This is a genomic window from Rhodococcus sp. NPDC057529 (assembly GCF_042802055.1).
Taxonomy (GTDB): Bacteria; Actinomycetota; Actinomycetes; order Mycobacteriales; family Mycobacteriaceae; genus Rhodococcus_F.
In genome coordinates, this window is record NZ_JBHVEY010000006.1 from 263,048 (window position 1) to 286,205 (window position 23,158).

26 protein-coding genes and 1 tRNA gene are annotated in these 23,158 nt (G+C 68.9%); 16 read left to right on the forward strand and 11 right to left on the reverse strand.

The window, feature by feature from the left end:
* Positions 1-6: 6 nt before the first annotated feature.
* Complete coding sequence (locus ACFU5V_RS14290; protein WP_378432574.1) at positions 7-555, reverse strand: TetR/AcrR family transcriptional regulator; 549 nt, start codon at positions 553-555, stop codon at positions 7-9.
* A 55-nt stretch (positions 556-610) separates the two neighbouring features.
* Here ACFU5V_RS14290 and ACFU5V_RS14295 point away from each other — a divergent pair, with 55 nt between their 5' ends.
* The 4 genes from ACFU5V_RS14295 to ACFU5V_RS14310 all read left to right on the forward strand — a co-directional run bounded on the left by ACFU5V_RS14295 (position 611) and on the right by ACFU5V_RS14310 (position 4,326).
* Positions 611-1,633: an FAD-dependent oxidoreductase gene (locus ACFU5V_RS14295; RefSeq protein ID WP_378700020.1), complete on the forward strand. Its 1,023-nt coding sequence runs from the start codon at positions 611-613 to the stop codon at positions 1,631-1,633.
* A 289-nt stretch (positions 1,634-1,922) separates the two neighbouring features.
* A complete protein-coding gene (locus tag ACFU5V_RS14300; protein ID WP_378700022.1) occupies positions 1,923-2,804 on the forward strand; it encodes a glycoprotein in 882 nt (293 codons plus the stop codon).
* A gap of 71 nt (positions 2,805-2,875) precedes the next feature.
* Positions 2,876-3,553, forward strand: coding sequence for a hypothetical protein (locus ACFU5V_RS14305; RefSeq protein ID WP_378700024.1), 678 nt, complete (start codon positions 2,876-2,878; stop codon positions 3,551-3,553).
* The gene (locus ACFU5V_RS14310; protein ID WP_378700026.1) at positions 3,550-4,326 is read left to right on the forward strand and encodes a hypothetical protein; all 777 of its coding nucleotides are present in this window, start codon (positions 3,550-3,552) and stop codon (positions 4,324-4,326) included. Before ACFU5V_RS14305 ends, ACFU5V_RS14310 begins: the two co-directional genes overlap by 4 nt.
* A 203-nt stretch (positions 4,327-4,529) precedes the next feature.
* Here ACFU5V_RS14310 and ACFU5V_RS14315 read toward each other — a convergent pair whose 3' ends face one another.
* On the reverse strand, positions 4,530-4,925 hold the full coding sequence (locus ACFU5V_RS14315; RefSeq protein ID WP_378432579.1) for an SRPBCC family protein: 396 nt from the start codon (positions 4,923-4,925) through the stop codon (positions 4,530-4,532).
* 113 nt (positions 4,926-5,038) lie between these two features.
* Between ACFU5V_RS14315 and ACFU5V_RS14320 the strand changes: the two genes are divergently transcribed.
* The gene (locus ACFU5V_RS14320; protein ID WP_378700028.1) at positions 5,039-5,434 is read left to right on the forward strand and encodes a VOC family protein; all 396 of its coding nucleotides are present in this window, start codon (positions 5,039-5,041) and stop codon (positions 5,432-5,434) included.
* Here ACFU5V_RS14320 and ACFU5V_RS14325 read toward each other — a convergent pair.
* Genes ACFU5V_RS14325 through ACFU5V_RS14340 form a run of 4 tightly spaced genes read right to left on the reverse strand, consistent with a single transcriptional unit; the run spans position 5,424 to position 7,715 of the window.
* Entirely contained in the window at positions 5,424-6,107 is a 684-nt protein-coding gene (locus ACFU5V_RS14325; protein ID WP_378432580.1) for a helix-turn-helix domain-containing protein, read from the reverse strand. The two genes, ACFU5V_RS14320 and ACFU5V_RS14325, sit on opposite strands and share 11 nt — an antisense overlap.
* A gap of 46 nt (positions 6,108-6,153) precedes the next feature.
* A complete protein-coding gene (locus tag ACFU5V_RS14330; RefSeq protein WP_378432582.1) occupies positions 6,154-6,615 on the reverse strand; it encodes an RDD family protein in 462 nt (153 codons plus the stop codon).
* Positions 6,612-7,265: a hypothetical protein gene (locus ACFU5V_RS14335; RefSeq protein ID WP_378432583.1), complete on the reverse strand. Its 654-nt coding sequence runs from the start codon at positions 7,263-7,265 to the stop codon at positions 6,612-6,614. Before ACFU5V_RS14335 ends, ACFU5V_RS14330 begins: the two co-directional genes overlap by 4 nt.
* Positions 7,266-7,319: 54 nt before the next feature.
* Positions 7,320-7,715 (reverse strand): DUF6292 family protein, encoded by a 396-nt coding sequence (locus tag ACFU5V_RS14340; RefSeq protein ID WP_378432584.1) that lies wholly within the window; start codon positions 7,713-7,715, stop codon positions 7,320-7,322.
* A gap of 273 nt (positions 7,716-7,988) precedes the next feature.
* Between ACFU5V_RS14340 and ACFU5V_RS14345 the strand changes: the two genes are divergently transcribed.
* Complete coding sequence (locus ACFU5V_RS14345) at positions 7,989-8,444, forward strand: hypothetical protein (RefSeq protein ID WP_378700030.1); 456 nt, start codon at positions 7,989-7,991, stop codon at positions 8,442-8,444.
* Positions 8,445-8,522: 78 nt separating this feature from the next.
* Here ACFU5V_RS14345 and ACFU5V_RS14350 read toward each other — a convergent pair.
* A tRNA-Leu gene (locus ACFU5V_RS14350) sits at positions 8,523-8,608 on the reverse strand.
* Positions 8,609-8,863: 255 nt separating this feature from the next.
* Between ACFU5V_RS14350 and ACFU5V_RS14355 the strand changes: the two genes are divergently transcribed.
* The 7 genes from ACFU5V_RS14355 (at position 8,864) to pknB (ending at position 18,609) form a co-directional block, all read left to right on the forward strand.
* Positions 8,864-10,162: a DUF3662 and FHA domain-containing protein gene (locus tag ACFU5V_RS14355; protein WP_378440248.1), complete on the forward strand. Its 1,299-nt coding sequence runs from the start codon at positions 8,864-8,866 to the stop codon at positions 10,160-10,162.
* 256 nt (positions 10,163-10,418) lie between these two features.
* Positions 10,419-10,883, forward strand: a complete 465-nt coding sequence (locus ACFU5V_RS14360) for an FHA domain-containing protein (protein ID WP_005249074.1) — start codon at positions 10,419-10,421, stop codon at positions 10,881-10,883.
* A complete protein-coding gene (locus tag ACFU5V_RS14365; RefSeq protein WP_378700036.1) occupies positions 10,880-12,367 on the forward strand; it encodes a PP2C family protein-serine/threonine phosphatase in 1,488 nt (495 codons plus the stop codon). The genes ACFU5V_RS14360 and ACFU5V_RS14365 overlap by 4 nt, the downstream gene beginning before the upstream one ends.
* Positions 12,367-13,821, forward strand: coding sequence for an FtsW/RodA/SpoVE family cell cycle protein (locus tag ACFU5V_RS14370; protein ID WP_009476773.1), 1,455 nt, complete (start codon positions 12,367-12,369; stop codon positions 13,819-13,821). Before ACFU5V_RS14365 ends, ACFU5V_RS14370 begins: the two co-directional genes overlap by 1 nt.
* Entirely contained in the window at positions 13,818-15,305 is a 1,488-nt protein-coding gene (locus ACFU5V_RS14375; protein ID WP_378440253.1) for a penicillin-binding transpeptidase domain-containing protein, read from the forward strand. The genes ACFU5V_RS14370 and ACFU5V_RS14375 overlap by 4 nt, the downstream gene beginning before the upstream one ends.
* Positions 15,306-15,307: 2 nt before the next feature.
* Positions 15,308-16,693: a serine/threonine-protein kinase gene (locus tag ACFU5V_RS14380; protein ID WP_378700038.1), complete on the forward strand. Its 1,386-nt coding sequence runs from the start codon at positions 15,308-15,310 to the stop codon at positions 16,691-16,693.
* Positions 16,690-18,609 (forward strand): Stk1 family PASTA domain-containing Ser/Thr kinase, encoded by a 1,920-nt coding sequence (gene pknB, locus ACFU5V_RS14385; protein WP_378700040.1) that lies wholly within the window; start codon positions 16,690-16,692, stop codon positions 18,607-18,609. Before ACFU5V_RS14380 ends, pknB begins: the two co-directional genes overlap by 4 nt.
* Positions 18,610-18,669: 60 nt before the next feature.
* Here the strand turns inward: pknB and ACFU5V_RS14390 are convergent, their stop codons facing one another.
* Both ACFU5V_RS14390 and ACFU5V_RS14395 read right to left on the reverse strand, forming a co-directional pair.
* Positions 18,670-19,323, reverse strand: coding sequence for an aminodeoxychorismate/anthranilate synthase component II (locus tag ACFU5V_RS14390; protein ID WP_072942778.1), 654 nt, complete (start codon positions 19,321-19,323; stop codon positions 18,670-18,672).
* Positions 19,324-19,377: 54 nt separating this feature from the next.
* A complete protein-coding gene (locus ACFU5V_RS14395; protein WP_378700042.1) occupies positions 19,378-20,079 on the reverse strand; it encodes a DUF881 domain-containing protein in 702 nt (233 codons plus the stop codon).
* Positions 20,080-20,198: 119 nt separating this feature from the next.
* On the opposite strand from ACFU5V_RS14395, the gene crgA reads away from it, so the two are divergent.
* Positions 20,199-20,462 carry a cell division protein CrgA gene (gene crgA, locus ACFU5V_RS14400; protein ID WP_005249082.1) on the forward strand — a complete coding sequence of 88 codons (264 nt, stop codon included), beginning with the start codon at positions 20,199-20,201 and terminating at the stop codon, positions 20,460-20,462.
* A 67-nt stretch (positions 20,463-20,529) separates the two neighbouring features.
* Positions 20,530-20,988, forward strand: a complete 459-nt coding sequence (locus ACFU5V_RS14405; protein ID WP_378430717.1) for a PH domain-containing protein — start codon at positions 20,530-20,532, stop codon at positions 20,986-20,988.
* Here the strand turns inward: ACFU5V_RS14405 and ACFU5V_RS14410 are convergent.
* On the reverse strand, positions 20,982-21,899 hold the full coding sequence (locus ACFU5V_RS14410; protein WP_378700044.1) for a rhomboid family intramembrane serine protease: 918 nt from the start codon (positions 21,897-21,899) through the stop codon (positions 20,982-20,984). The two genes, ACFU5V_RS14405 and ACFU5V_RS14410, sit on opposite strands and share 7 nt — an antisense overlap.
* A gap of 13 nt (positions 21,900-21,912) precedes the next feature.
* Positions 21,913-22,440 (reverse strand): peptidylprolyl isomerase, encoded by a 528-nt coding sequence (locus tag ACFU5V_RS14415; protein WP_029539740.1) that lies wholly within the window; start codon positions 22,438-22,440, stop codon positions 21,913-21,915.
* A gap of 100 nt (positions 22,441-22,540) precedes the next feature.
* On the opposite strand from ACFU5V_RS14415, the gene ACFU5V_RS14420 reads away from it, so the two are divergent.
* Entirely contained in the window at positions 22,541-23,080 is a 540-nt protein-coding gene (locus ACFU5V_RS14420) for a hypothetical protein (protein WP_378700046.1), read from the forward strand.
* The last annotated feature ends 78 nt before the right edge of the window (positions 23,081-23,158 follow it).

The following is a 23,158-nucleotide window of genomic DNA, read 5'->3' on the forward strand; positions in this document are numbered from 1 at the left end:
TACATGTTAAGTGAGCGCGCGGAGGAGCGCTGTAATTCCCGCAGTCGGATCGAAATCGAGATCCGGGACGGTGAGCTGGTGAAGGATGACACCGTCCAGGTAGTCGGTGATCACCACGGCGTCCGAGGCGGGGTTTCGCGAACCCACGTGTTCCAGCATGCCCGCGCCCCACTCCACGAGTGCGCGCCGGGCCGCGCCGATCTTCGCGTCCAGCCCCGGCGTGACGGAGGCCTCGACGAACAGTGCGTAGCGCGCGCTCGTCCGGACCCGGTCGGGACCGGTGGAGAATCTCACGAAGGCAGCCAGCGCATCGACCAGCGCATCCCTGCTCTCGGGCCGGAGGTGCGCGAACGTCTCCCAGTCCTCCCGGTCACGTTCGACGAGCCGTGTGACGATCCCCTCGAGCAGCGCGCCCCGGCTGCGGAAGTAGTTGGACGTCGATCCCTGTGGCATCCCGGCCAGTTCGTCCACGCCGCGATGCGTGAGCGCCCGGACCCCCTTCGTGCCGAGAAGCGCGATGGCGGCGTCGAGCACCTGCTCCCGTTTGTCAGCCATGTTCCCGACACTACATCGGTAGTAAACTCACTACACCCGTAGTAGCGTAGTGGTCATGACCCACTCCGCAGCAGTCCTCGGCGGCGGCATCGGTGGACTCGCCGTCGCCCGCTACCTGTCCCGCGCCGGCTGGCACGTCGACGTGTTCGAGCGGGCCGACGCCCTGCCCACGTCCGGCACCGCGCTCGGCATGTGGCCGCAGGCCCTCGACGCGCTGGACGCGATCGGCGCGGGCGATCAGGTCCGCATCCTCGGATCACCCCAGCACCGCGGCTCGCTCCTGCGCCCCGACGGATCCGTGATCGGCACCATCGACAACCGCGACCGCACCGCCTACCTGCTGTCGAGGCCCGCCCTGCTGGCCACGCTCGCCGAGACACTCCCCGACGGCATGATCTCGTTCGGCACCCCCGCTCCCGCCCTCGACGCGCTGACGGATCACGACGTCGTGATCGGCGCGGACGGTCTGCGCAGCCCGACCCGCACGCAACTGTTCGGCGACACATTCGAGCCGCGCTATGTCGGAGCCACCGCCTGGCGCGGCTGGGTGCCCGGACATCGCGACACCGTGAGCGAAACCTGGGACGCAGACGCACTTTTCGGCATCACCCCGCGCGACGGCGAACTCGTCAACTGGTTCGCGTGCATCCGCACCGAGGCCGGGCACCCCGGCGGCCTCGACTTCCTCCGGTCCCGGTTCGGGGGCTGGCACGCCGACGTCCGGGCCGTCCTGGAGGCCGCCACCCCCAGCGCGATGCTCCACCACGACCTGTACGAGTCACCGGCCCTCCCGTCGTACGGGTCGGGCACCACGGCGCTGCTCGGCGACGCCGCCCACGCGATGGCGCCGAACCTCGGCCGCGGCGCGTGCGAGGCCCTCGTCGACGCCGTCACACTCGGCCGATTCCTGACCGCCGACACCGACATTCAGACGGCGCTGCGCCGCTACGACCGCACGCGTCGGCCCGCCACCCGGCGGCTGGTGCGCGGATCGCGCGCCATGTCCGCCGTCGCGATGACCGGCCGTCTCCGCCCGCTGCGCGATCTGACGGTGAAGCTGGCCGCGGGCCTGGCCTGACCGGAATCCGGGGGCGCGGGAACGGTTGCCCGTCTGGTACTTTGCCGCGGTAGGGGGAAGAGAAAGAACCGGGGGCGGTCATGGGGGCGATGAACGACGGCTGCGGCAGTGCGCCGGCAGCACGGACGGATCTCATCGGGGAAACAACACATCCACCGTGTCGGTGGAGGCATTCTGCTGTGCTCGCTTCCCTCTTTCGGTGCCTCTGATCTGCATCTCTCTTGCGTTTGCTTCGTCAGCACCAGTCCGTTCGATCAACCATGTCCGTTCGACTTCAGGAGTCAAAGACTTGAGAATCCGCATGCACGCTCTGGCCGCCGCGATCTCGGTGTCCGCCGCCGCACTGCTCGGGGCCGCGGCCGCACACGCCGCTCCGGCCACCACCCCACCGTCGACGTCGCAGCCGGGCGTCACCGACCCCTCGGCGGCGCCCACCACGTCGCAGCCCGGCGTGACGGTCCCGTCCACGCCGCCGAGCACGTCCCAGCCGGGTGTCACCGACCCCGCGGCCCCGACCACGACGACACCCGCTCCCCCGCAGGCGCCGCTGGCCGTCCCGGGCGCCGAGACGGCCGCACCCGCCGCACCCGATCTGGCGAAGGACGAGGCTCCGGCGGAACCGGCACCCGCGGCGCAGTCCGTGCCCGCCGAGCAGGCCGCCCAGCCCGCGACCGTGTGGATCGACCCCGACGACATGCCGAAGTCGCACCAGGCACCCGTCGCCCCCGCCCTGCCCGTGCCGAAGCCGGTGGTCGAGGTGAATGCGGCCGCCGACACGCTGGTCGGTGCGGTGCCGGTGGCCGTCAACGGACGCCAGTACGGCAACCCCGAGGGGTACGTCGGCACCATCGGCTGGCGGGTCGGTGACGCCACCGGAACCGCGGGCATCGCCGTCGACCCGTCCTCGCCGACCGCCGCCACCGTCTCCGCGTTCTCGGCCGACTCCAACGCCGAGAACCCGACGAACTGGTCGGCACCCGTCGACGTCACACCCGTCGCCGCCGCGATCGCGAACGCCGCCGACCGGTACCCGGCGTTCGGGCAGCTGGTGCAGACGATCGCGTCCCTGCCCGCACCGCAGCTCCCGCAGCTGCAGTCGACCGACAGCGGTCCGGCGACCACCACCATCGGCGGCGTGAACGTGCGCAGCCAGGCGACGCTGCACGTGTGATCCGATTCCGCTGCGCGGAGCCCGTCAGGGGTGGGCTCCGCGCGGGGGAATGAGGTGTGGAGGATTCAACTGTGACAGAACCGCCGAACAGGGCACCCCTCGACCGCTTCTCGCACTGGTACCCGCCCTTCCCGTCGGCCGCTGCACCGACGGTTCCCGTCGTGGAGCTTGAACCCGAACAGCTGCCCCCTCCCCCCGCACCGACGTGGCTGACGCCGGGCGACGAACCCGACCCCACCCTGCCCGTCCGGGACGGTCGCGGCAAGCGGAAACTCGCGGTCGCCGGAGCCGCCGCCGCGGTGGTCGCCGTCGTCGTCGGTGTGGTCGCCGTGTTCACCTCGACTTCCGGTGACGCGAGCGGAAACCCGGTCGCCGCAGGATGGTGCACCGCGTCCCGCGACGGTGCGACGGTCGTCGGCAACGGTCCCGGCGGGACCACCGACGGCGTCGCCGCGATCCTGGCCTTCGATCACGCCTACTACGTCGAACGAAGCGGCGCGAAGGCCCGCGAGGTGGTCGCCCCCGACGCGCCCCTGGGGTCCGCCGAGACCATCCAGGGCGGCATCGACTCGCTGCTGCCCGAAGGCACCGAGCACTGCCTCGCCATCACCGAAACGGAACCCGGCCACTACGCGGTGACGCTGTCGGAACTGCGACCGGACGGGTCCACGAAACAGTACGAGCAGGTCGTGACCACCGCGGACCGCGACGGTCGCACGTACATCACATCCATTGGAGACGCGAAGTGACCGACCTACTGCAGCAAGCACTTCCGGTGTCGACCCTGGTCCTCGGGGCGTGCGGAGGAGCAGGCGCCACCACGACGACACTCGGGCTCGCCAACACCGAGGCGGCCCGTGGCGGCGGGGTCGTCGCCGTCGATGCGACACCTGCCGGCGGCGATATCGCCGAACGCGGCGCCGACGCGGTGCTGTCCGTCAGCGGCCTGGAGCAGGTGGTGGCGTCCGCCGCCGCAGGCCCCGTCGCGGACGACGTGTTCGACGGATACTGCTCCCGCACCAACGCCGGCACCCGCATCCTGAACCGCATCGGCAACCGGACCGCGACAGATCGTGAATTCCACACTCTCACAGGCTCGCTGCGCGCCCGAGGGGTCAGCGCCGTCCACGACCTCGGCCACCGATTGCGAGCCGCGTACCTCACGCCGCTGCTCGCGACGCCCACCCCCATCGTCCTCGTCGTCCCGTGCCGCGCCGACGCGTTCAACCGCCTCCGATCCGCACTGCAGTCGATCGGTGACACGCTCGGCGAACCCGGACTCGCCCGCACCGTCGTCACCGCCTCGAACCAGGACGCCACCGGCTGGCAGGTGGATCTCGACCTCCTCCGCGAATACCTCGGCGGACAGGTATGGGGCGTCGAGACCATCCCCTACGACGAACACCTCGGCATGGGAATCGTCATCGAACACACCGAACTCGCACCCGAAACCCGGGCCGCGTACCGACGCGTCGCCGCAGCGGCAACGGCCGTGGCCGAAGGTCGTCCGGAACGGGTCTGAGCACGGCAAGTCCAGTACCCTTCCGGGCCGGGAGGACATTCGACAACAGGGGGCTGTCTTGGGGGGAAACCCGTTCGGCGATCACTGAACTGACCGGAGCCGCTGACATCCGCACACGAATTTGCCATTTGCGCCCGCAATTGCGTGAGATTCTGGCTAATCGGTATGCAAACGCACCAACGAGCGACAACAGCGCGCCCGCCTCACGCCTCCAGCAATTCCTTCAGCTTCTGGAGGTCGGCGGTGACGGTTGCGGCGTCCTGCGCGAATTCTTCGGCGCTCACGCCGTCGCGTCGCCGGATGGTGAAGAGGACTTCGCTGTGGTCGCCGTCGGGGAGGACGCGGACGGGGTTGTAGACGGTGTCGCCGCCGGGGAGGGTGACGTCGTGGTCGAGGACGCCGTAGTCGTTGGCGGGTGCGAAGGTCACGGCGACCTGGCCCATCGGGGAGTCGGCGAGCCAGCGGTCGCCGTCGCGGGTGATGGTGCTGCTGAGGCCGGCCGCCCAGGCGGGGAGGTTGGCGGGGTCGCTGGCGTAGGCGTACACGTCGGCGGCGGTCCGGGCGATGAACACACTGACATGGGTTGATTCGGTGGTCATGACTCCCAGCATCCCCGCTGCACGGCCCGAATGATTGAAGAAATCGGACCCGCGGGTGCGCGATGTCCGAAACCTTCAATGCGGGTCCGTCCGAGGTCGTTAGCGTTCTGGACATGACCGCAACATTCAGTGCCATCGAACTGGTCGTCCGCGACCTGCCCACGTCGCTCGCGTTCTACCGGCGGCTCGGACTCGACATTCCCGCCGACGCCGATCAGGCGCCGCACGTCGAATTCGAGCTTCCGGGTGGGGTTCGCCTGCTGTGGGACACGATCGACACCATCCGCTCGTTCACCCCCGATTGGACCGAACCTGCCGGCGGGCATCGCATCGCGCTCGCCTTCGACTGCGGGACCGCTGCCGACGTCGACAAACTCTTCGACGAGATCACGGGCGCCGGGTCCAACGGCAGGAAGAAGCCGTGGGACGCACCGTGGGGGCAGCGCTACGCCACCGTCGACGATCCCGACGGCAACTCCGTCGACCTCTTCGCCCCGCTCACGCCGTGACGAGTTGACCGAACGTGCGGCCCGTCAACTCCTGGGCCTCCCGGATCAGGTGGGCCTGGTCGGCGAATCCGGCCATGCCGGCCGCCTGCGCAGCGGGAATGGCCGACCCCGCGAGCCCGACAGCCGACTGCAACCGGAGGATCCGGGCCAGCATTTTCGGCCCGTAACCGAACTGCCGCCGGCACAGGCGGTGCAGTTGGCGCTCGCCGACACCGATTCCGTCCGCGACGTCGCGGACGGACGCCTGCTGCTGCAGAAGCCGCACGACCGTGGAGATCCTGCCGTCCGGCGGCGGCCCGAGGAGCCGGCGCGACCGCGCGAACTCCTCGAGCGCCCGGCCGGGATCAGCGGTGTCGGCGATCCTGCCGAGGAATTCTGCGGTGGTGCGGTCGCTCAGCACGTCGGCGAGCGGCACCCGCTGATTGATCAACTCCTCGGCCGGTGTTCCGAGGAGATCCGGCAGAATGCCCGGGGAACAACGCAACCCGACGTAGCGGTCGCCCTCCCGGCTGCGAGTGAGATACGGGCGGGAGTCGGGGCCGGCCACGACGACGTCACCGTTCATCCAGATGAGGTCCATGCAGCCGTCGGGCAGGATCTCCGCCTCACCGCCGGCCACCGTCTTCTGCCACACGACGGCGCCGGGGAACACCGACCGCCGCTCCGTGTACATGACCCCATGCTAGGCAGCCACTACGACATGCTGCCGGGGTGCGCGGTCAGGCGCCGGGCTCGCCGAGGTGCAGATCCGGCTCCCAGTCGTAGACGACGGCGGTTCGCAGCAGAATGTCCTGCAGCGATCGGCGCCTGCCGTCGACCGCCGCCCACAGCAACCCGAACCCGAACATCACGCACAGCACCGCCCGGAGAAGTGCGCGGACCCAGCCGATCAGTTCACCGTTGCGGCTGACCACCCGCAGCCCCATGATCACGGCGCCGACGGTGCGGCCGCTCACCGCCCAGCACGCGGTCAGGTACAGCACGGCCACGCCGATGAACATGCTGACGGAGAGCAGGGCACTGGCGTCGGGAAACGTGAACGCCTGCGGGGAGAACAGCAACCGCACGAACAGTGCGCCCACGTAGATGCCGCCCATCACGGCCATGACGATCGCCAGATCGATGCCGCAGGCCAGCCCGCGGGTGACGATCCCGGCGGCACGATGCGCCGGCGCGGTCATGCATCGTCCGGTTCGTGCCCGCGCCCGAACAACTTGCCCACGAACCCGGCGACGGCGTCGTCGGCCTGCATGCCCTGGGTGCGCACCCCGCGGACCGCCTCGTTGGACATCGAGTCGGTCGATTCTCGGATGATGCGCGGGAGGTCGACGCCCTCGATCACGGTGTCGGCGAGCACGACCAGATCGACGCGTCCGATGACGGAATCCACGTCGACGCGGTCGACGATCGCATCCACGTCGACCCGCGCGGCGACGGCGTCGATGTCGACGCGGTCGAGGATCTGCGGAATGTCGACCCGGGCGGCGATCGCATCCACGTCCACCCGGTCGATGATCCGCTGGATGTCGATGCCCTCGGCGACGACGTCGAGGTCGACGTGATCACGCACGATCGTCGTGAGGTCCACCTCCTGCAGAGCGACCTGCACGACCTTCCGCAGCACCGCGTGCAGCACCCGGTCCGCGAGTTCGTCGGCGCCGCGGAGTGTCTCGGTGCCGCGTTCCTCGAGGGTGACCAGAACGGGGTCGACGCCCGGCAGGCGTCGCGCCGTGTCGATGCCGAATCCGATCACGCGCTGCAACGCGCCGCCGGCGGTCGCGGCGGCGCCGACCGCGAGGCGCAGCGGATCGGGGGCTCTCCTGCCGTCCATATTCGCTATCCAAGCCGGTCGGCGCCGGAGCCGCACGGGTTCCCGCGAACTGGGTCATCCGCGAGGAGCGCCGGGGCCGTGCACGATTCGCGGGGCAGGTTTTCCGGACGCCCGCTGAGGGGCCCAGCCGGCGAGTTCGGTGAGCATCTCCGCGACCCGATCGGAACACTGCGCGGGATCCGGGGCCGGTCCCAACCCGAGTGCCTCGACCACCAGAACATTGCCCTGGGACAGTCCGTGGACTCCGAGCGACCACCCGAAGTGGCGGTTCCAGGCCAGGACGGCCTTCCGGCCGCGGTAGTAGGGGATTTCGCTGGAAAGGGTCACGACCACGTCGAACGCTGGGGTGAACCACCAGTCGACCGACAGGGCTTCCACCATCGTCGCGACGGAACCGACGTACTCACCGACATGTGCCGAGCTGGTGGCCCGGACCTGGCTGATGCTCATCTACAACCCACTCTCGACGTTCGCAGAAACCGAGCGGAAGAAGCCGGACGGCAGGTTCACACTCGAGTCATTCGTCACGAACCGCCGAGGGGACGGGTTCCGGTCCGGAAGGACCGGAAGTTCGCGACGTGGCTTCCACTCCATCGTCGGGCCGCGCCGACCGCCCGGGTAGGCACCCTGGGGTGGGGATGACACCACCCCGGCGGGCCCGTCGGCTAACGGAATCCGGTGCCGCACCGACACAGGCAGCGAACGGACCCGAAGGAGTAGTCGATGACCCACAGGTTCCTCAGGATCTTCGCCGGAGCGGCCGCGTCGTCCGCCGTCGCCGCCGCCCTGGTTGCGCTGGGCGCCGCACCCGCCCAGGCCGAACCCACCGCCGACTGTCACACCGCCACCACACCCACGTCCGGCACCTCGCACTGCACGGCGCAGGACGTGCCCGCCGGCAGGACCGCCGTGCACATCGGGACGGTCGAGTGCTTCGGCCTCACGCCGCGGGCGATTCCCGGCCCCGGCGGTGTGTCGCACATTCCATGGGTCCAGGGCTACCGCCGCGACGGCGTGTGGGTTCCGGCCGGGACACCGTCCACCGGATCGTGCGTCGCCGGATACGGCGCCCCGTGGTGGGAGGTCGGCGTCTCGACGGGCGCCTACACGACCTGCGGACTGCAGGAAGGGATCGTCACGTACGTCAGCGTCGCCTGCAATCCGATCCGCCCCCAGTAGGCACCTGCATCCAACGAAACGAGGCCACGCACTCCGTGGAGTTCGTGGCCTCGTTCTCGCGATTCCGAAGAATCACTGTGGTGGGCGAAGGGGGACTTGAACCCCCACGTCCCGAAGGACACTGGCACCTGAAGCCAGCGCGTCTGCCATTCCGCCACTCGCCCGAGCGACCCGGAAACATTAACACGAGGTCGCCAGAAATTACGATTCGTACAGGTCAGGGCCCGAAACGGCGACAAAAACACCCGTCCAGGCAAAGACCGATATCATGCAAGGGCGTAGACCCGTGTCATGGCTCGAGGCAATGACAGTACCGTGGGATACACGCACGGCTGTGGCGCGACACGGACATGTCTCGTCACAGCGACCGCGCACCGAGGACAGAAGACCCGACCGACAGGCACTGTGAGGAGGTTCCGATGGGGATAGTTCAACGTTTCGAGCGGAAGCTCCAGGGAGCCGTGGGTGACGCGTTCGCCCGGGTCTTCGGCGGTGGCGTGGTGCCGCAGGAGGTGGAGGCCGCGCTTCAGCAGGAAGCCTCCGACCGGATCCAGCAACTGGACGGTGGGCACCTGCTCGCGCCGAACAGCTATGTCATCGCCATCAACAACTCGGATCACGAAGAGCTTGCCGCCGACCGCGAGTTGACGGTCAAGGCCTTCGCCCGACACCTCGAAGACTTCATTCGCGACCAGGGCTGGCAGACGTATGGTCCCATTCATGTCGCGTTCGAACCGTCGCCGTCACTGCACACCGGGCAGTTCCGCACCCGGGGTTCGGTGGATCCGGACGCAGGCCGCCAGGATGCGGCCGCGCCGGGGCGACCCGAACCGCCACGCGGTCCCGCACCGCGACCACAGGCACCGTTTGTACCCGTCACGTCGAATCCAGGAGCTGGCCCCATGACGCAGAACTCAGGCTACGACCCCAGCCGCGAACCAGCGGGCAACCGCAATCCCGACCCGCAGTACGCGCGCAACGGTCATGCCCATGCAGGTCAGGACCAGCGGTACCCGCAGGGCTACCAGAACGGTTACGACCGCGGCGGCTACCAGCAGGGCGGTTACGACCAGCAGCAGTACCCCGACGACCAGCGCGGCGGGTACCCCCAGGATCAGGCCTACGGTCAGGCGTACGACCAGGGCGCGCAGGCTCCCGGATACGAGCAGCCCGCAGACGCCGGTTACGACTACCAGCAGGGCGGCTACCAGCAGGACTACCAGGGCGGCTACGACCAGCAGGCTCCCGCGCGCTACCCGGACGGCTCCTACGCCGACGCCGGCTACCAGCAGCCGCAGGGCTACGACCAGGGTTACGACCGCGGCGGCTACCAGCAGGGCGGTTACGACCAGCAGCAGTACGACCAGCAGGGGTACGCCGACTACGACCAGGGCGGCTACGGCCAGCAGGCGTACGCTCCGGACGGCCACACGTTCACGGCGACTCTGCAGCTCGAGGACGGCAGCGGACGCCACTTCCAGCTGCGTGAGGGCAACAACATCATCGGCCGCGGCCAGGAGGCACAGTTCCGCCTGCCCGACACCGGTGTGTCGCGCCGCCACATCGACATTCGCTGGGACGGTCAGGTCGCGATGCTGTCCGACCTGGGTTCCACCAACGGCACCACCGTCAACGGTGCCCCGGTGCAGGACTGGCAGCTGGCCGACGGAGACATCATCCGGGCCGGTCATTCGGAGATCCTGGTCCGAATCCTCTGAGGCCCCACCGAGTTGGGACCCCGAAGAGACATCGCCGATACCCGAACCCGAACTCCCTCGCCGAGACACAACCGAGACGGCTTCGATACTGGACCGACATCGCGTCGGAGCCCGTGTCGGACGTAACACGGTGGGGACTCCGTATCGTTGTGGGCTGTCCGTATCCTGATCGCAGGATGCGGGTTGCCCCTATGATGCTGCGAGAAAAAGACGCCGGAACCTCGACCGTTCCGGCCACAGAAGGAGGTGGACTGCCGTGCAAGGTTTGATTCTGCAACTCACACGAGCAGGTTTCCTGCTTCTGCTGTGGCTGTTCGTCTGGACCGTTCTGCGGGCGTTGCGTGGCGACATCTACGCCGGCTCCGGCGTCCGTGTGCCGCCCCGATATTCGCGCAGCGGCAATGTTCTGCCGTCGCTGGGCAAGACGAAGACGGCCAAATATCTGGTGGTGACGCAGGGCGGCCTCGCCGGCACGCGCATCACTCTCGGCACCCAGCCCGTCCTCATCGGCCGGGCCGACGACTCCACGCTGGTCCTCACCGACGACTACGCGTCCACCCGCCACGCTCGGCTCTCCCCGCGGGGCGCCGACTGGTACGTCGAAGACCTCGGCTCGACCAACGGCACGTACCTGGATCGCGCCAAGGTCACCACATCTGTCCGCGTGCCGCTCGGTACCCCCGTACGGGTCGGCAAAACGGTAATCGAGTTGCGCCCGTGACCCTCGTACTCCGCTATGCCGCCCGCAGCGATCGTGGCCTCGTCCGTTCCAACAACGAAGATTCGGTGTACGCCGGGGCCCGCCTGCTGGCGCTGGCGGACGGCATGGGCGGTCACGCGGCCGGTGAGGTCGCGTCGCAGTTGATGATCGCGGCCCTCGCGCATCTCGACGACGACGAGCCCGGCGAAGACCTGCTCGGCAAGCTGGAGGCCGCCACCCGCGAGGGCAACGACACCATCGCCGATCACGTCGAGGAAGACCCGGAACTCGACGGCATGGGCACCACGCTCACCGCAATCCTGTTCTCCGGCAACAAGCTCGGGCTGGTCCACATCGGTGACTCCCGCGCCTACCTGCTCCGCGACGACTCCCTCGCGCAGATCACCCGGGACGACACGTTCGTGCAGTCGCTGGTCGACGAGGGCCGGATCACCGCTGAGCAGGCGCACACCCACCCGCAGCGCTCGCTCATCATGCGCGCCCTCACCGGCAACGAGATCGAACCGACGCTCACGGTCCGCGAGGCCCGCGCCGGCGACCGTTATCTACTGTGCTCCGACGGACTGTCGGACGTGGTCAGCGACGAGACCATCGAGAACACGATGCGGGAGGGCTCGCAGGACGAGTGCGCCGACCGGCTCATCGAACTCGCCCTGCGCAGTGGCGGTCCGGACAACGTGACCGTCGTCGTCGCCGACGTCATCGACCTCGATTACGGGCAGAGTCATCCCATCGTGGCCGGTGCCGCGTCCGCCGACGACGAGGAGGACACGCCGCCGCCCAACACCGCCGCGGGACGTGCCGCGGCGATGCGTCCGCCGCGTGCCACGCCGAAGCGGGTGGTCCCGCAGGTCGAGGAACCGCCGACGAAGAAGAAGCGTCACCGCATGTGGTGGGCTGCACTCGCGCTCGGTCTGATCGTCGTGGTCGCCGTCGCTGCCTTCGTGGGTCGGGCTCTGGTCCGCAACAACTACTACGTCGGCGCCGACGGCGAACGCGTCACCGTGCTGCGCGGAGTTCCCGGCTCGGTGCTCGGGTACTCGCTGCACGAGGCGAACCTGGTCGGCTGTGTCAGCGATTCCGGCGACCTGACGTTGATGTCGCCGACCGAATCTCCGAACGGGTGCACCGTCCTCGAGGTCGACGACCTTCAGCCGTCCGCTCGTGAGCAGGTGCGTGCGGGGTTGCCTTCGGGCAAGCTCGACGACGCCCGCAACCAGATGACGCGGCTCGCGCAAAACGATCTGCTTCCGGTGTGCGAGTCGGAGTCCGCCACCACCACGACGACCACCCCGGCACCGAGTCCGGTTCCGACGCCGGCACCCGCGCCGGTCCCGGAGACCACGGCGCCCGCGCCCGCGCCGGCTCCCGCTCCCCCGGCAGCGTTGCCGGCGCCGGAGACGCCTGCCCCTCAGACCCCGACCGCCACGCCGGCGCCGACCGTGACCCAGGTTCCCGGTCAGAACTGCAGGACGGCTAGCTGATGTCGGTCGCAAGTGCATCACCGGGGGCGCAGTTTCCCAGTCCACCCGGCGGGTTCGCGCCAGCCCCGGTCCAGTCGACGCGCCGGGGCACCGAGCTGATCCTGATCGGTTTCGCGATCCTGATCACGACGATCTCGCTGGTGCTGGTGGAGGCCAGCCAGGAACAGAGCATCACCTGGGACCTCGCCAAGTACGCCGCCGCCTACTCGGCGCTGTTCCTGATCGCGCATCTCGCGGTGCGCCGGTTCGCGCCGTACGCCGACCCCCTGATCCTGCCGATCGTCGCGCTGCTCAACGGCCTCGGCCTGGTGCTGATCCACCGGCTCGACCTCGCCGACGCACAGTCCGCCGCCTACTTCGGGCTGCCCGTCCCGTCACCGGACGCCAACCAGCAGGTGCTGTGGACGACGCTGGCCATCGCCGGGTTCGTGGCCGTGCTGGTGCTGCTCAAGGACTACCGCCTCCTCGCCCGCTACAGCTACACCCTGGGCCTCGCCGGACTGGTGTTCCTCGCCATCCCGGCGATCCTGCCGTCGAGCTTCTCCGAGGTGAACGGCGCGAAGATCTGGATCCGCCTCCCCGGCTTCAGCATTCAGCCCGGCGAGTTCGCGAAGATCCTCCTGATCATCTTCTTCGCGTCCGTCCTCGTCGCGAAGCGCGACCTGTTCACCACCGCGGGCAAGCACGTGTTCGGCATCGACCTTCCCCGCGCCCGCGACCTCGGGCCCATCCTCGTCGCGTGGATGGTGTCGGTGGGGGTGCTGGTGCTGGAGAAGGACCTCGGCACGTCGCTGCTGCTGTTCAGCACCGTGCTCGTGATGCTCTACATCGCCACCGAACGCGTCGGATGGCTGCTGATCGGTGTCGGACTGCTCGGCATCGGGTTCTTCTTCGCGTACCAGCTGTTCGGCCACGTCCGGGTTCGGGTCAGCACCTGGCTCGACCCGCTGGCCGACTACAACAACACCGGCTACCAGATCTCGCAGTCGCTGTTCGGGCTCGCGACCGGTGGTGTCGCGGGCACGGGGCTCGGCAGCGGCAGGCCCGCCCAGGTGCCGTTCGCGAAAACCGACTTCATCGTCGCGACGATCGGTGAGGAACTCGGGCTCATCGGTCTCGCCGCCGTCCTGATGCTGTTCCTGATCCTCGTCATCCGTGGCCTGCGCACCGCGCTCGCCGTCCGCGACAGCTTCGGCAAGCTCCTCGCCGCTGGTCTGTCGTTCACGATCGCGGTGCAGGTGTTCGTGGTGGTCGGCGGTGTCACCAAACTGATTCCCCTCACCGGTCTGACCACGCCGTTCATGTCGTACGGTGGGTCGTCCCTGCTCGCCAACTACCTCCTTCTCGCGATCCTCATCAAGATCTCCGACGCTGCCCGCGAGCCGGCCGTTCCGAAGAAGAAGGGGCCCGCACCCATCGCCGACGCCCCGACCGAGATGGTGCCGCGCTCATGAACACACCTCTGCGTCGCGTCGCGATCGCCGTCATGGTGATGGTGGTCGCCCTCCTCGCCAACGCCACCTACGTCCAGGTCATCAAGGCGGACAACCTGCGGGCCGATCCGCGGAACTCGCGCGTGCTGCTCGACGAGTACTCGCGTCAGCGCGGCCAGATCTCGGCGGCCGGGCAGGTGCTCGCGGCGTCCGTTCCGACCGACGACCGCTACAAGTATCTGCGCACCTACCCGCCGAATCCGGCGGCGCCGTCGAGCCCGCTGGCCAACGCACCGGTCACCGGTTTCTACTCCATGCAGTACGGCAGCACCGGACTCGAGCGGTCCGAGGACCCCGTCCTCAACGGTTCCGACAACCGGCTGTTCGGGCGTCGCTTCTTCGACCTCGTGTCGGGACGCGACCCGCGCGGCGGCAACGTGGTGAGCACCATCAACCCGGTGATGCAGCAGGTGGCGTACGACGAACTGACGGCGAAGGGCTACACCGGTTCGGTCGTGGCGATCGAGCCGAGCACCGGACGCATCCTCACGATGGTGAGCACCCCGAGCTACGACCCCAACTCGCTCGCCAGCCACGACGGCACCGAGACCACGCAGGCATGGGAGGCCCTGAACGCCGACCCGGAGAAGCCGCTGATCAACCGCGCGGTGTCGCAGACGTACCCGCCCGGTTCCACGTTCAAGGTGGTGGTCACCGCCGCCGCGCTCGCCGCCGGGACCACCCCCGACACCCAGCTGACCGCGGCCCCGCAGATCACCCTTCCCGGCACGTCGACGACGCTCGAGAACTACAACGGCTCCACGTGCGGCGCCGCACCCACCGCGTCGCTGCGGGAGGCGTTCGCGCGATCCTGCAACACGGCGTTCGTCGAACTCGGCGTGAAGACCGGAGCCGACGCCGTCGGCGACCAGGCCGGTGCACTCGGCATCGGCGGGCAGATGCCCGGCGTCCCGTTCCCCGTCGCCGACAGCACCATCGGGTCGATCCCCGACGACGCCGCACTCGGCCAGAGCAGCATCGGCCAGCGTGACGTGGCGCTCACCCCGCTGCAGAACGCAATGATCGCGGCTACCGTCGCCAACGGTGGAGTGCGCATGCAACCACAGTTGGTGTCGGAACTGCAGGGCCCGGACCTCTCCAATCTCGCGACCACCAACCCGGTGTCCGAAGGCCAGGCGATGTCGTCCCAGGTGGCGGCTACCCTGACCGATCTGATGATCGGTTCCGAGAACAACACCAGCGGCGAGGGCAAGATCCCGGGCGTGCAGATCGCGTCCAAGACGGGCACCGCCGAACACGGAACCGACCCACGGAACACCCCGCCCCACGCCTGGTACATCGGATTCGCACCCGCCCAGAACCCGACCGTGGCCATCGCGGTCATCGTCGAGGACGGTGGAGATCGTGCACTGGCCGCAACCGGCGGCTCGGTGGCTGCACCTATCGGCCGTGCCGTCATCGCAGCCGGACTACAAGGGGGCTGATTGTGGCACTGAACAACGGCGCGCTGATCGCCAATCGATACCGCCTGATCCGGCTCATCGCCACGGGCGGAATGGGACAGGTCTGGGAAGCGACCGACAACCGGCTCAACCGTCGTGTCGCGGTGAAGGTGCTGAAGTCCGAGTTCTCGTCCGACCCGGAGTTCGTCGAACGGTTCCGCTTCGAGGCACGTACCACCGCGCAGCTGAACCATTCCGGCATCGCCGGGATCTACGACTACGGCGAGGTCCGCGACGCCACCGGCGACTCCACCGCCTACCTGGTGATGGAACTCGTCAACGGTGAGCCGCTGAACGCCGTCCTCGCGCGCGTGGGCCGTCTCGCGGTGCCGCACGCACTGGACATGCTCGAGCAGACCGGCCGAGCGCTGCAAGTGGCGCACGACGCCGGCGTGGTGCACCGCGACGTGAAACCGGGCAACATCCTGATCACCCCCACAGGTCAGGTGAAGATCACCGACTTCGGCATCGCCAAGGCCGTGGAGAACTCGCCGGTCACGCGCACCGGCATGGTGATGGGCACCGCCCAGTACATCGCCCCCGAGCAGGCGCTCGGCCAGGACGCGACCGCGGCCAGCGACGTGTACTCTCTCGGCATCGTCGGCTACGAAGCGCTGTCGGGACGGCGCCCGTTCATCGGCGACGGGGCCATCACGGTGGCGATGAAGCACGTGCAGGAGGCGCCGGCACCGTTGCCGAACGACCTGCCGCCGAACATCCGCGAGCTCATCGACATCACGATCGCGAAGGATCCGAGCACCCGCTACGCCAGCGGCGGAGAGTTCGCCGACGCGGTCGCGGCGGTCCGGGCGGGCAGGCGTCCTCCGCCGCCGGGCGTGTCGGGCACGGGGGCGGCGCGGGTGCTGCCGCCGCCGATGACCGGCGCAACCCAGATGATGCCGCCCTCCCAGACCGCGTATGCGGGACCGGTGACCGGGCAGGTGCCGCCGGACAACGCGAACGGTGACGGTAAGAAGGGCGGGTTGACCAGCGGCCAGAAGGCCGTGGCCTGGGGTGCGGGTGGTCTGATCCTGCTGGCGGCGGTCATCGCGCTCGCACTCGTCCTGTTCGACGGTGGTGACACGAAGGAACCGACGTCACCGGCCGTGACCTCGTCGCTGCGGACGATCACGACGACACCGCGGCCGACGACCACGACGACGACCGAGGAAGAGACGTACACCACCGAGCCGACGTACACGACGTACACCACCGAGCCGACGTACACGACGACCACGACCACAGCACCCACCACGACGACGACAGAGCCGACGACGACTACCACCACGACCACCACCGCCCCCACGACGACGACCACGACGACCACGTCGGAGGAGTCAACTACTCCGACCCCACAAGGACAGCCATGACGACACCGCGCAACCTCTCCTCACGCTACGAGCTGGGTGAGATTCTCGGCTTCGGTGGCATGTCCGAGGTCCACCTCGCCCGGGACGTCCGGCTCAGCCGCGATGTCGCGATCAAGGTCCTGCGTGCCGACCTGGCCCGCGACCCCACGTTCTACCTGCGGTTCCGCCGCGAGGCGCAGAACGCGGCGGCGCTGAACCACCCGGCGATCGTGGCCGTCTACGACACCGGCGAGGCGGAAACCGACGCGGGACCGCTGCCGTACATCGTGATGGAGTACGTCGACGGCGACACGTTGCGGGACATCGTGCGCGGCGAGGGCCCGATGGCGCCGCGCCGGGCGATGGAAGTCATCTCGGACGTGTGCGCGGCGCTTGACTTCAGCCACCGCAACGGCATCGTGCACCGTGACGTGAAGCCCGCCAACGTGATGATCAACCGTGCGGGCGCGGTGAAGGTGATGGACTTCGGCATCGCGCGGGCGATCTCCGACGCGTCCAGCCCCATGACGCAGACGGCCGCCGTCATCGGCACCGCCCAGTACCTGTCGCCCGAGCAGGCTCGCGGCGAGCAGGTCGACGCCCGCTCCGACGTCTATTCGCTCGGTTGCGTGCTGTTCGAGATCCTCACCGGCGAACCCCCGTTCAAGGGTGATTCCCCGGTCGCGGTCGCGTACCAGCACGTGCGGGAGGACCCGCAGACGCCGTCCGTGGTCAACCCCGACATTCCGCGTGAGCTCGACTCGGTGATCCTCAAGGCGATGAGCAAGAACCCCGCCAACCGTTACCAGACTGCCGCGGACATGCGCAGCGACCTGGTCCGGGTTCTCGGTGGGCAGCGCCCCAGCGCGCCGATGGTCATGAGCGACGAGGACCGCACCACGATCCTCGGTGCCGTCGACTCCGGCGCGGGGAACTACCGGCGCCCGCAGACCACCACCCAGGCGACGGCGTCGAAGACGGACGGCGGCGAGCCCGACAAGAAGAAGAACCCGATGCGGCTGGCGCTGATGGCGTTGGGCGCCCTCATCGTCGTCGGCATCGTCGGCGCGTTCCTGTGGTCCGTGGGTCCCGGTTCGAAGGCCGATCAGGTGACCATGCCGGACGTCACGAACCAGGCCGCGGACGACGCCGAGACGACGCTGCAGAACCTCGGCTTCCGCGTCGCCCGCCAGCAGAAACCCGACGCCGTCGTCGCGACCGGCAACGTCATCACCACCCGGCCCGTCGGCGGCGTGCAGGTGGACGAGGGCAGCACGATCACCCTCGAGGTGTCGTCGGGCCCCGAACAGGTGAAGGTCCCGCGGCTCGCGGGCCTGACCCAGCAGGAAGCCCAGCAGGAACTGAACGCGGTCGGTCTGCGGCTCGACACCGCGGTGGCCCGCGCCCCGTCCGACGCGTCCGACGTCGACAAGGTGATACAGCAGAACCCGTCCTCGGGGGCGAGCATCTCCCTCGACTCCGAGGTCGCCGTCACGCTGGGCACCGGACCCGAGCAGATCCGCATCCCCGACGTCACCGGTCAGAAGGTCGAGGTCGCGCAGGCGAACATCGAGGGCGCCGGCTTCAAGGTGCAGATCCAGAACATCGATTCCGGTGTGCCCAAGGGGCAGGTCGTCTCCACCGATCCCGTCGGCGGCTCCACCGCCGCCAAGGGCGACACCATCCAGATCCGTGTGTCGAACGGCAACAACATCGAGATGCCCGACCTGACGGGCAAGACGGTGTCGCAGGCGCTCGCCGAACTCCGCAGCGCCGGCTGGAGCGGGTCGTCGGCCTCGCTGAACCAGACGCAGACGTCCACACTGGACCCGGAGATGGTCGGCAAGATCATCAGCCAGGAACAGCCGCCGGGATCGGAGATCACGAAGAACGCTGTCGTCTCCGTCGGTGTCGGAGCGCTCGGGATCCCGCGGTAGGCGGCTCCGCCGCCCGTGCGTGGTTGAGGAGTCTCTGGACTCGTCAACCACTCACGGGGGCTACGCCCCTAATGCCTGCGCGACCTCGGCTTCGAGGGTGGCGACGAGGGATTCCTTCGGGGCGTCGCCGCAGACGGTGAGCCAGTTGGCGAGCATCCGGTGCCCGCCCTCGGTGAGCACGGACTCCGGGTGGAACTGGACGCCGTGGATCGGTAGTTCCCGGTGCCGCATCGCCATGACGATGCCGCTGTCGGTGTGCGCTGTGACCTCGAGTTCGTCCGGGATGGTGTCTTCCAGGACGGTCAGCGAGTGGTACCGCGTGGCGGTGAACGGGTCGGGCAGACCCGCGAGAACACCCTCGCCGGTGTGGTGGACGATGCTGGTCTTGCCGTGCAGGAGTTCGGGCGCCCTGTCGACGGTCGCGCCGAACGCGGCGCCGATCGCCTGGTGTCCGAGGCACACCCCGAGTAGCGGCGTGCCGGCCGCGGCGCATGCCGTGACCAGGTCCATCGTCGCTCCGGCGCGCTGCGGTGTGCCGGGGCCGGGGCTCAGGAGGATGCCGTCGAACTCGGCCGCCGCGGCCGCGATCGCGTCGGGCCCGGTGAGGTTCGGATCGTCGTTGCGCCAGACCACGGCCCGGGTTCCCAGCTGTCCGAGGTACTGGACCAGGTTGAACACGAAGCTGTCGTAGTTGTCGACGACGAGAATCCTCATGGGAGCAGGGTATTCTGCCCGCCCCGAGCCGCGCACGGCCGGGGACCGTTCCCGTCAGTGGCCCGCGTACCCGGGCACGGACAATTGGCCGGACGCGGCCTCCGAGTAGCCGAGACCGAATCGCGTCGCGTACTGCTTGAACACCCGGATTCCGGGTTCGTTGGCGAGTGCCGCCTCCAGTCGCGCCGGATCCCCGATCGCCGACATCACGTACGGCGGGCTGTAGGTGCGGCCGTGCAACAGCAGTGTGTTGCCGATGCAGCGCGGCGCGGACGTGTTGACGATCCGCTGGTCCTGCATGCCGACGGCCTCGGCGCCACCCACCCACAGCGCGTTCAGCACGCTCTGGACGTCCTGCTGGTGGACGACCAGGTCGTCCGGCGACGCGTCGACGGGGTATTTGCCGTCCGCGTCGCGGGGGGCGTCGGTGAGCGTGACGGTGACGCCGGGCCCGGTCATCGGTGTGAGCCCGGCATCGGTGGCGAGGGCCTTGCTGTCGGCGAGGGCCTGCGCGACACCGCTGTCGGACGCCGCCGCGTCCTGCTGCAGCGATTCCACCTGCGCCGCCAGCTCGTCGCGGGTCTCGGCCACCTGGTCGGTCTCGGACTGCGCGTTCCGCACGAGGTCGGACAACCGCGTGGAGTCACCGGCCCGGATCTCGTTGCCGTGCGACACCTGGCGGGTGGTGGCCACCAGCAGGCCGGCCACCAGACACACCACCAGCACCGCGATCCGCCAGAAGATCGACCTGGTCACCGGTGTTTCCGTCCCCTCGTCCTCGCCGCGCGAAACGCGGCTACGTTAGCGTGTACACACGCAGGTATTTCCGAATCTACCTGCCCACATTCCCGCAGAGCCGCACGAACGAGGACGTCATGCCGAAGTCGAAGGTCCGAAAGAAGACCGATTACACGATCAACCCTGCGAGCCGCACCCCGGTGAAGGTGAAGGCCGGCCCCTCGAGCACCCTGTACGTCTCGGTGATGCTCGGGTTCATGCTGGTCGGCCTCGTGTGGCTGCTCGTCTACTACCTGGCCGCAGACCAGCTCGAGTGGATGAACAACCTCGGTGCCTACAACTTCCTGATCGGATTCGGCTTCATGGTGGTCGGGCTGATCATGACGATGCGCTGGCGTTGACGATCACAATTACACGCATGTCATTCATCCCCATTGTGGACAACCCCTGTGGATAGCCGCAGGTCGAGTGCCGATGTCTGCTGACGAGGCACCGCTGGAGTGGTCGACGCCGCTCGGTGCGGTGATCGCTCTCGCCGTGGGCGGGCTCGCGTTGGGGGTCGCGGGACTGTCGGTGTCGATCGAGCCGGCGGGCCGTGTCCTCGTGTGCGTCGCCGCCCTGGGGCTGCTGCTGACCGCCGCGTCGGCGCTGCGGCAGCGGCCGCGCCTGGCCGTCGACAAGGAGGGCGGCGGGATCGTGGTGAACCGGCTGACGGGCCGCCACGGGTATGCCCGTGCGCAGATCGACCGGGCGCGCCTCGTCCGGTATCCGCGGCTGGGCCGCCGGGTGCCGATGCTCGAGATCGACGTCCGCACCGAGGACGGCACCGAACGCCTCCTGATCTTCGGCCGCTGGGATCTCGGCACCAATCCGGAGGACGTGTTCGATGCCCTCGCGGTGCATCGCCTGGTCGGCCGGGGTCAGTAGCCGAAGCTCGCGCGGAGCTGCAGGGTACGGGCCGCGATGACGGCCAGCGGCACCAGCACGACGACACCGAGGCAGATCCAGCCGACGGTGACGGCCTTCTCCCGGTTGTTCCCGGCGCCCAGCAGCTGAGGGCCGTAGAGGATCGCCGCGGTGGCCGCGGCTCCGGCGACCAGGCCGCCGAGATGCCCCCACAGTGAGATGCCGGGGATGGTGATGCTGATGATCACGTTGATCGCGATCACCGAGATCACCGGCGCCGGGCTGCGCCGCAGCCTCAGGAGGATGACAGCCTGCGCGCCCATCAGTCCGAAGACGGCACCCGACGCACCCGCGGTGACCGCGTGCAGTTGGAACAGCATCACCGCGGCGGAACCGCCGAGGATCGACGCGAGGTACACGAACGCGTAGCGGGCGCGGCCGAGGACCAGTTCGGTGTCGCGGCCGATGATCCACAGCGCGAACATGTTGACGGCCAGGTGGATGAGACCGAAATGCAGGAATCCGCTGCCGATCACGCGGACGAGCTGACCGTCCACGACGGCGGGTGGGAACAGCGCCCAGTCGGCGAAGAGCGCCGATCCCGCCTGGTTCTGCATGATGCTGCGGGACTGCGCCGCGGTGATCAGGAAGATGCCGACGTTCGCGGCCATCAGGATGTACGTCACCAGCGGCACCGCACGCTGTGCGGTCACGGCGCCGGCGACGTTGCGGACCCGGCGAACGTCACGCTGCCCGGCGGCGACACAGTCGACGCACTGGTAGCCGACTGCGGCTTCGCGCAGGCATTCGGGGCACGCGGGGCGACCGCACCGATTGCACGACAATGCAGTGGGGCGATCGGGGTGTCGGACGCACCGCGGCTGGGGCGGAGTGCCCTCGTTCGCGGCACCGCCCCAGCCGGGGTTGGTCATGTGCTGCGGTTCCCTACGCGATGGTGACGCTGTTGATCACGACCGGCTCGAGCGGGCGGTCCGCACGATCGGTGGCCGTGGTCGAGATGGCGTCGACGACCTTCTTCGACTCCTCGTCGACGACCTCACCGAAGATGGTGTGGCGGCGGTTGAGGTGCGGCGTCGGGCCGGTGGTGATGAAGAACTGCGAGCCGTTGGTTCCCGGGCCGGCGTTGGCCATGGCCAGGATGTAGGCGCGGTCGAACTGCAGTTCCGGGTGGAACTCGTCGCCGAACTTGTAGCCCGGGCCGCCGGCGCCGGTGCCGGTCGGGTCGCCACCCTGGATCATGAATCCGTCGATGACGCGGTGGAAGATGGCGCCGTCGTAGAACGGTCCGGAGTCGGTGCCGCCTGCGTTGGCGGTGCTGTAGTCCTTCGAACCGTCGGCCAGGCCGACGAAGTTCTCGACGGTCTTGGGCGCGTGGTTGCCGAACAGCGCGATCTTGATGTCGCCGCGGTTGGTGTGCAGCGTTGCGGTTGCGGTCTGATGAGGTGAAGTCACACCACCATGTTGCCATTGTGCGGTTCGGTGTGGTTCCGCCGCCGTGACTCGAGTACTTCGGATCGGTTCGTGCTGCCGGTTCTTGTGACAAAGTGGGGTCATGACACGAGCGACGGAGTCCCTCACGAATCTGCTTCCGACCGAACGCGCCGAGCACCTGCAGGAGCAGGTGTCCGAACGAGTCGAGACCGCGCTGGCCCACGTCGAGGATTCGGCTTCCCGGGTCAAGGAATCCGAGGCTGTCGATCAGGCCCTGCGCTGTGCGCGCTCGGCTGCGCTCGCCGCGGCCCGTGGCGCCGGGCAGGTGAGTGTGTTCCTCGGCAGGCAGGGGGCGTCGCTGGCGAAGAAGGGCTACGAACGCGCCCGGACCGCACCGGTGAAAGAGGTCGCCCAGGACGTCATTCGTCCCCTGACGGCGGCTGTCGCGCCGGTCGAGGAGAAGAAGTCACGGAAGGGCCGTCGCGTCGCGATCGTCGTGCTGGTCGGTGTCGCTGTCGCCGGGGGCGCGGTGTTCTTCAAGAGCCGCCGCCGGGAGCAGCCGCGGGTGGCGTCCGCTCCCCCGAACCTGCGCGACGTCGACAGCGCAGACACGCAGGAGGCCACGCCGCCGACGGCGACGAAGCCCCTCGCCACCAACTGATCCGCCATTCCCCGGCCGGCAGGGCGCGCGCTCGTGCGGTGTCGGCCGGCGTGCGGTCATGTCTTCGTTTCACGGCTT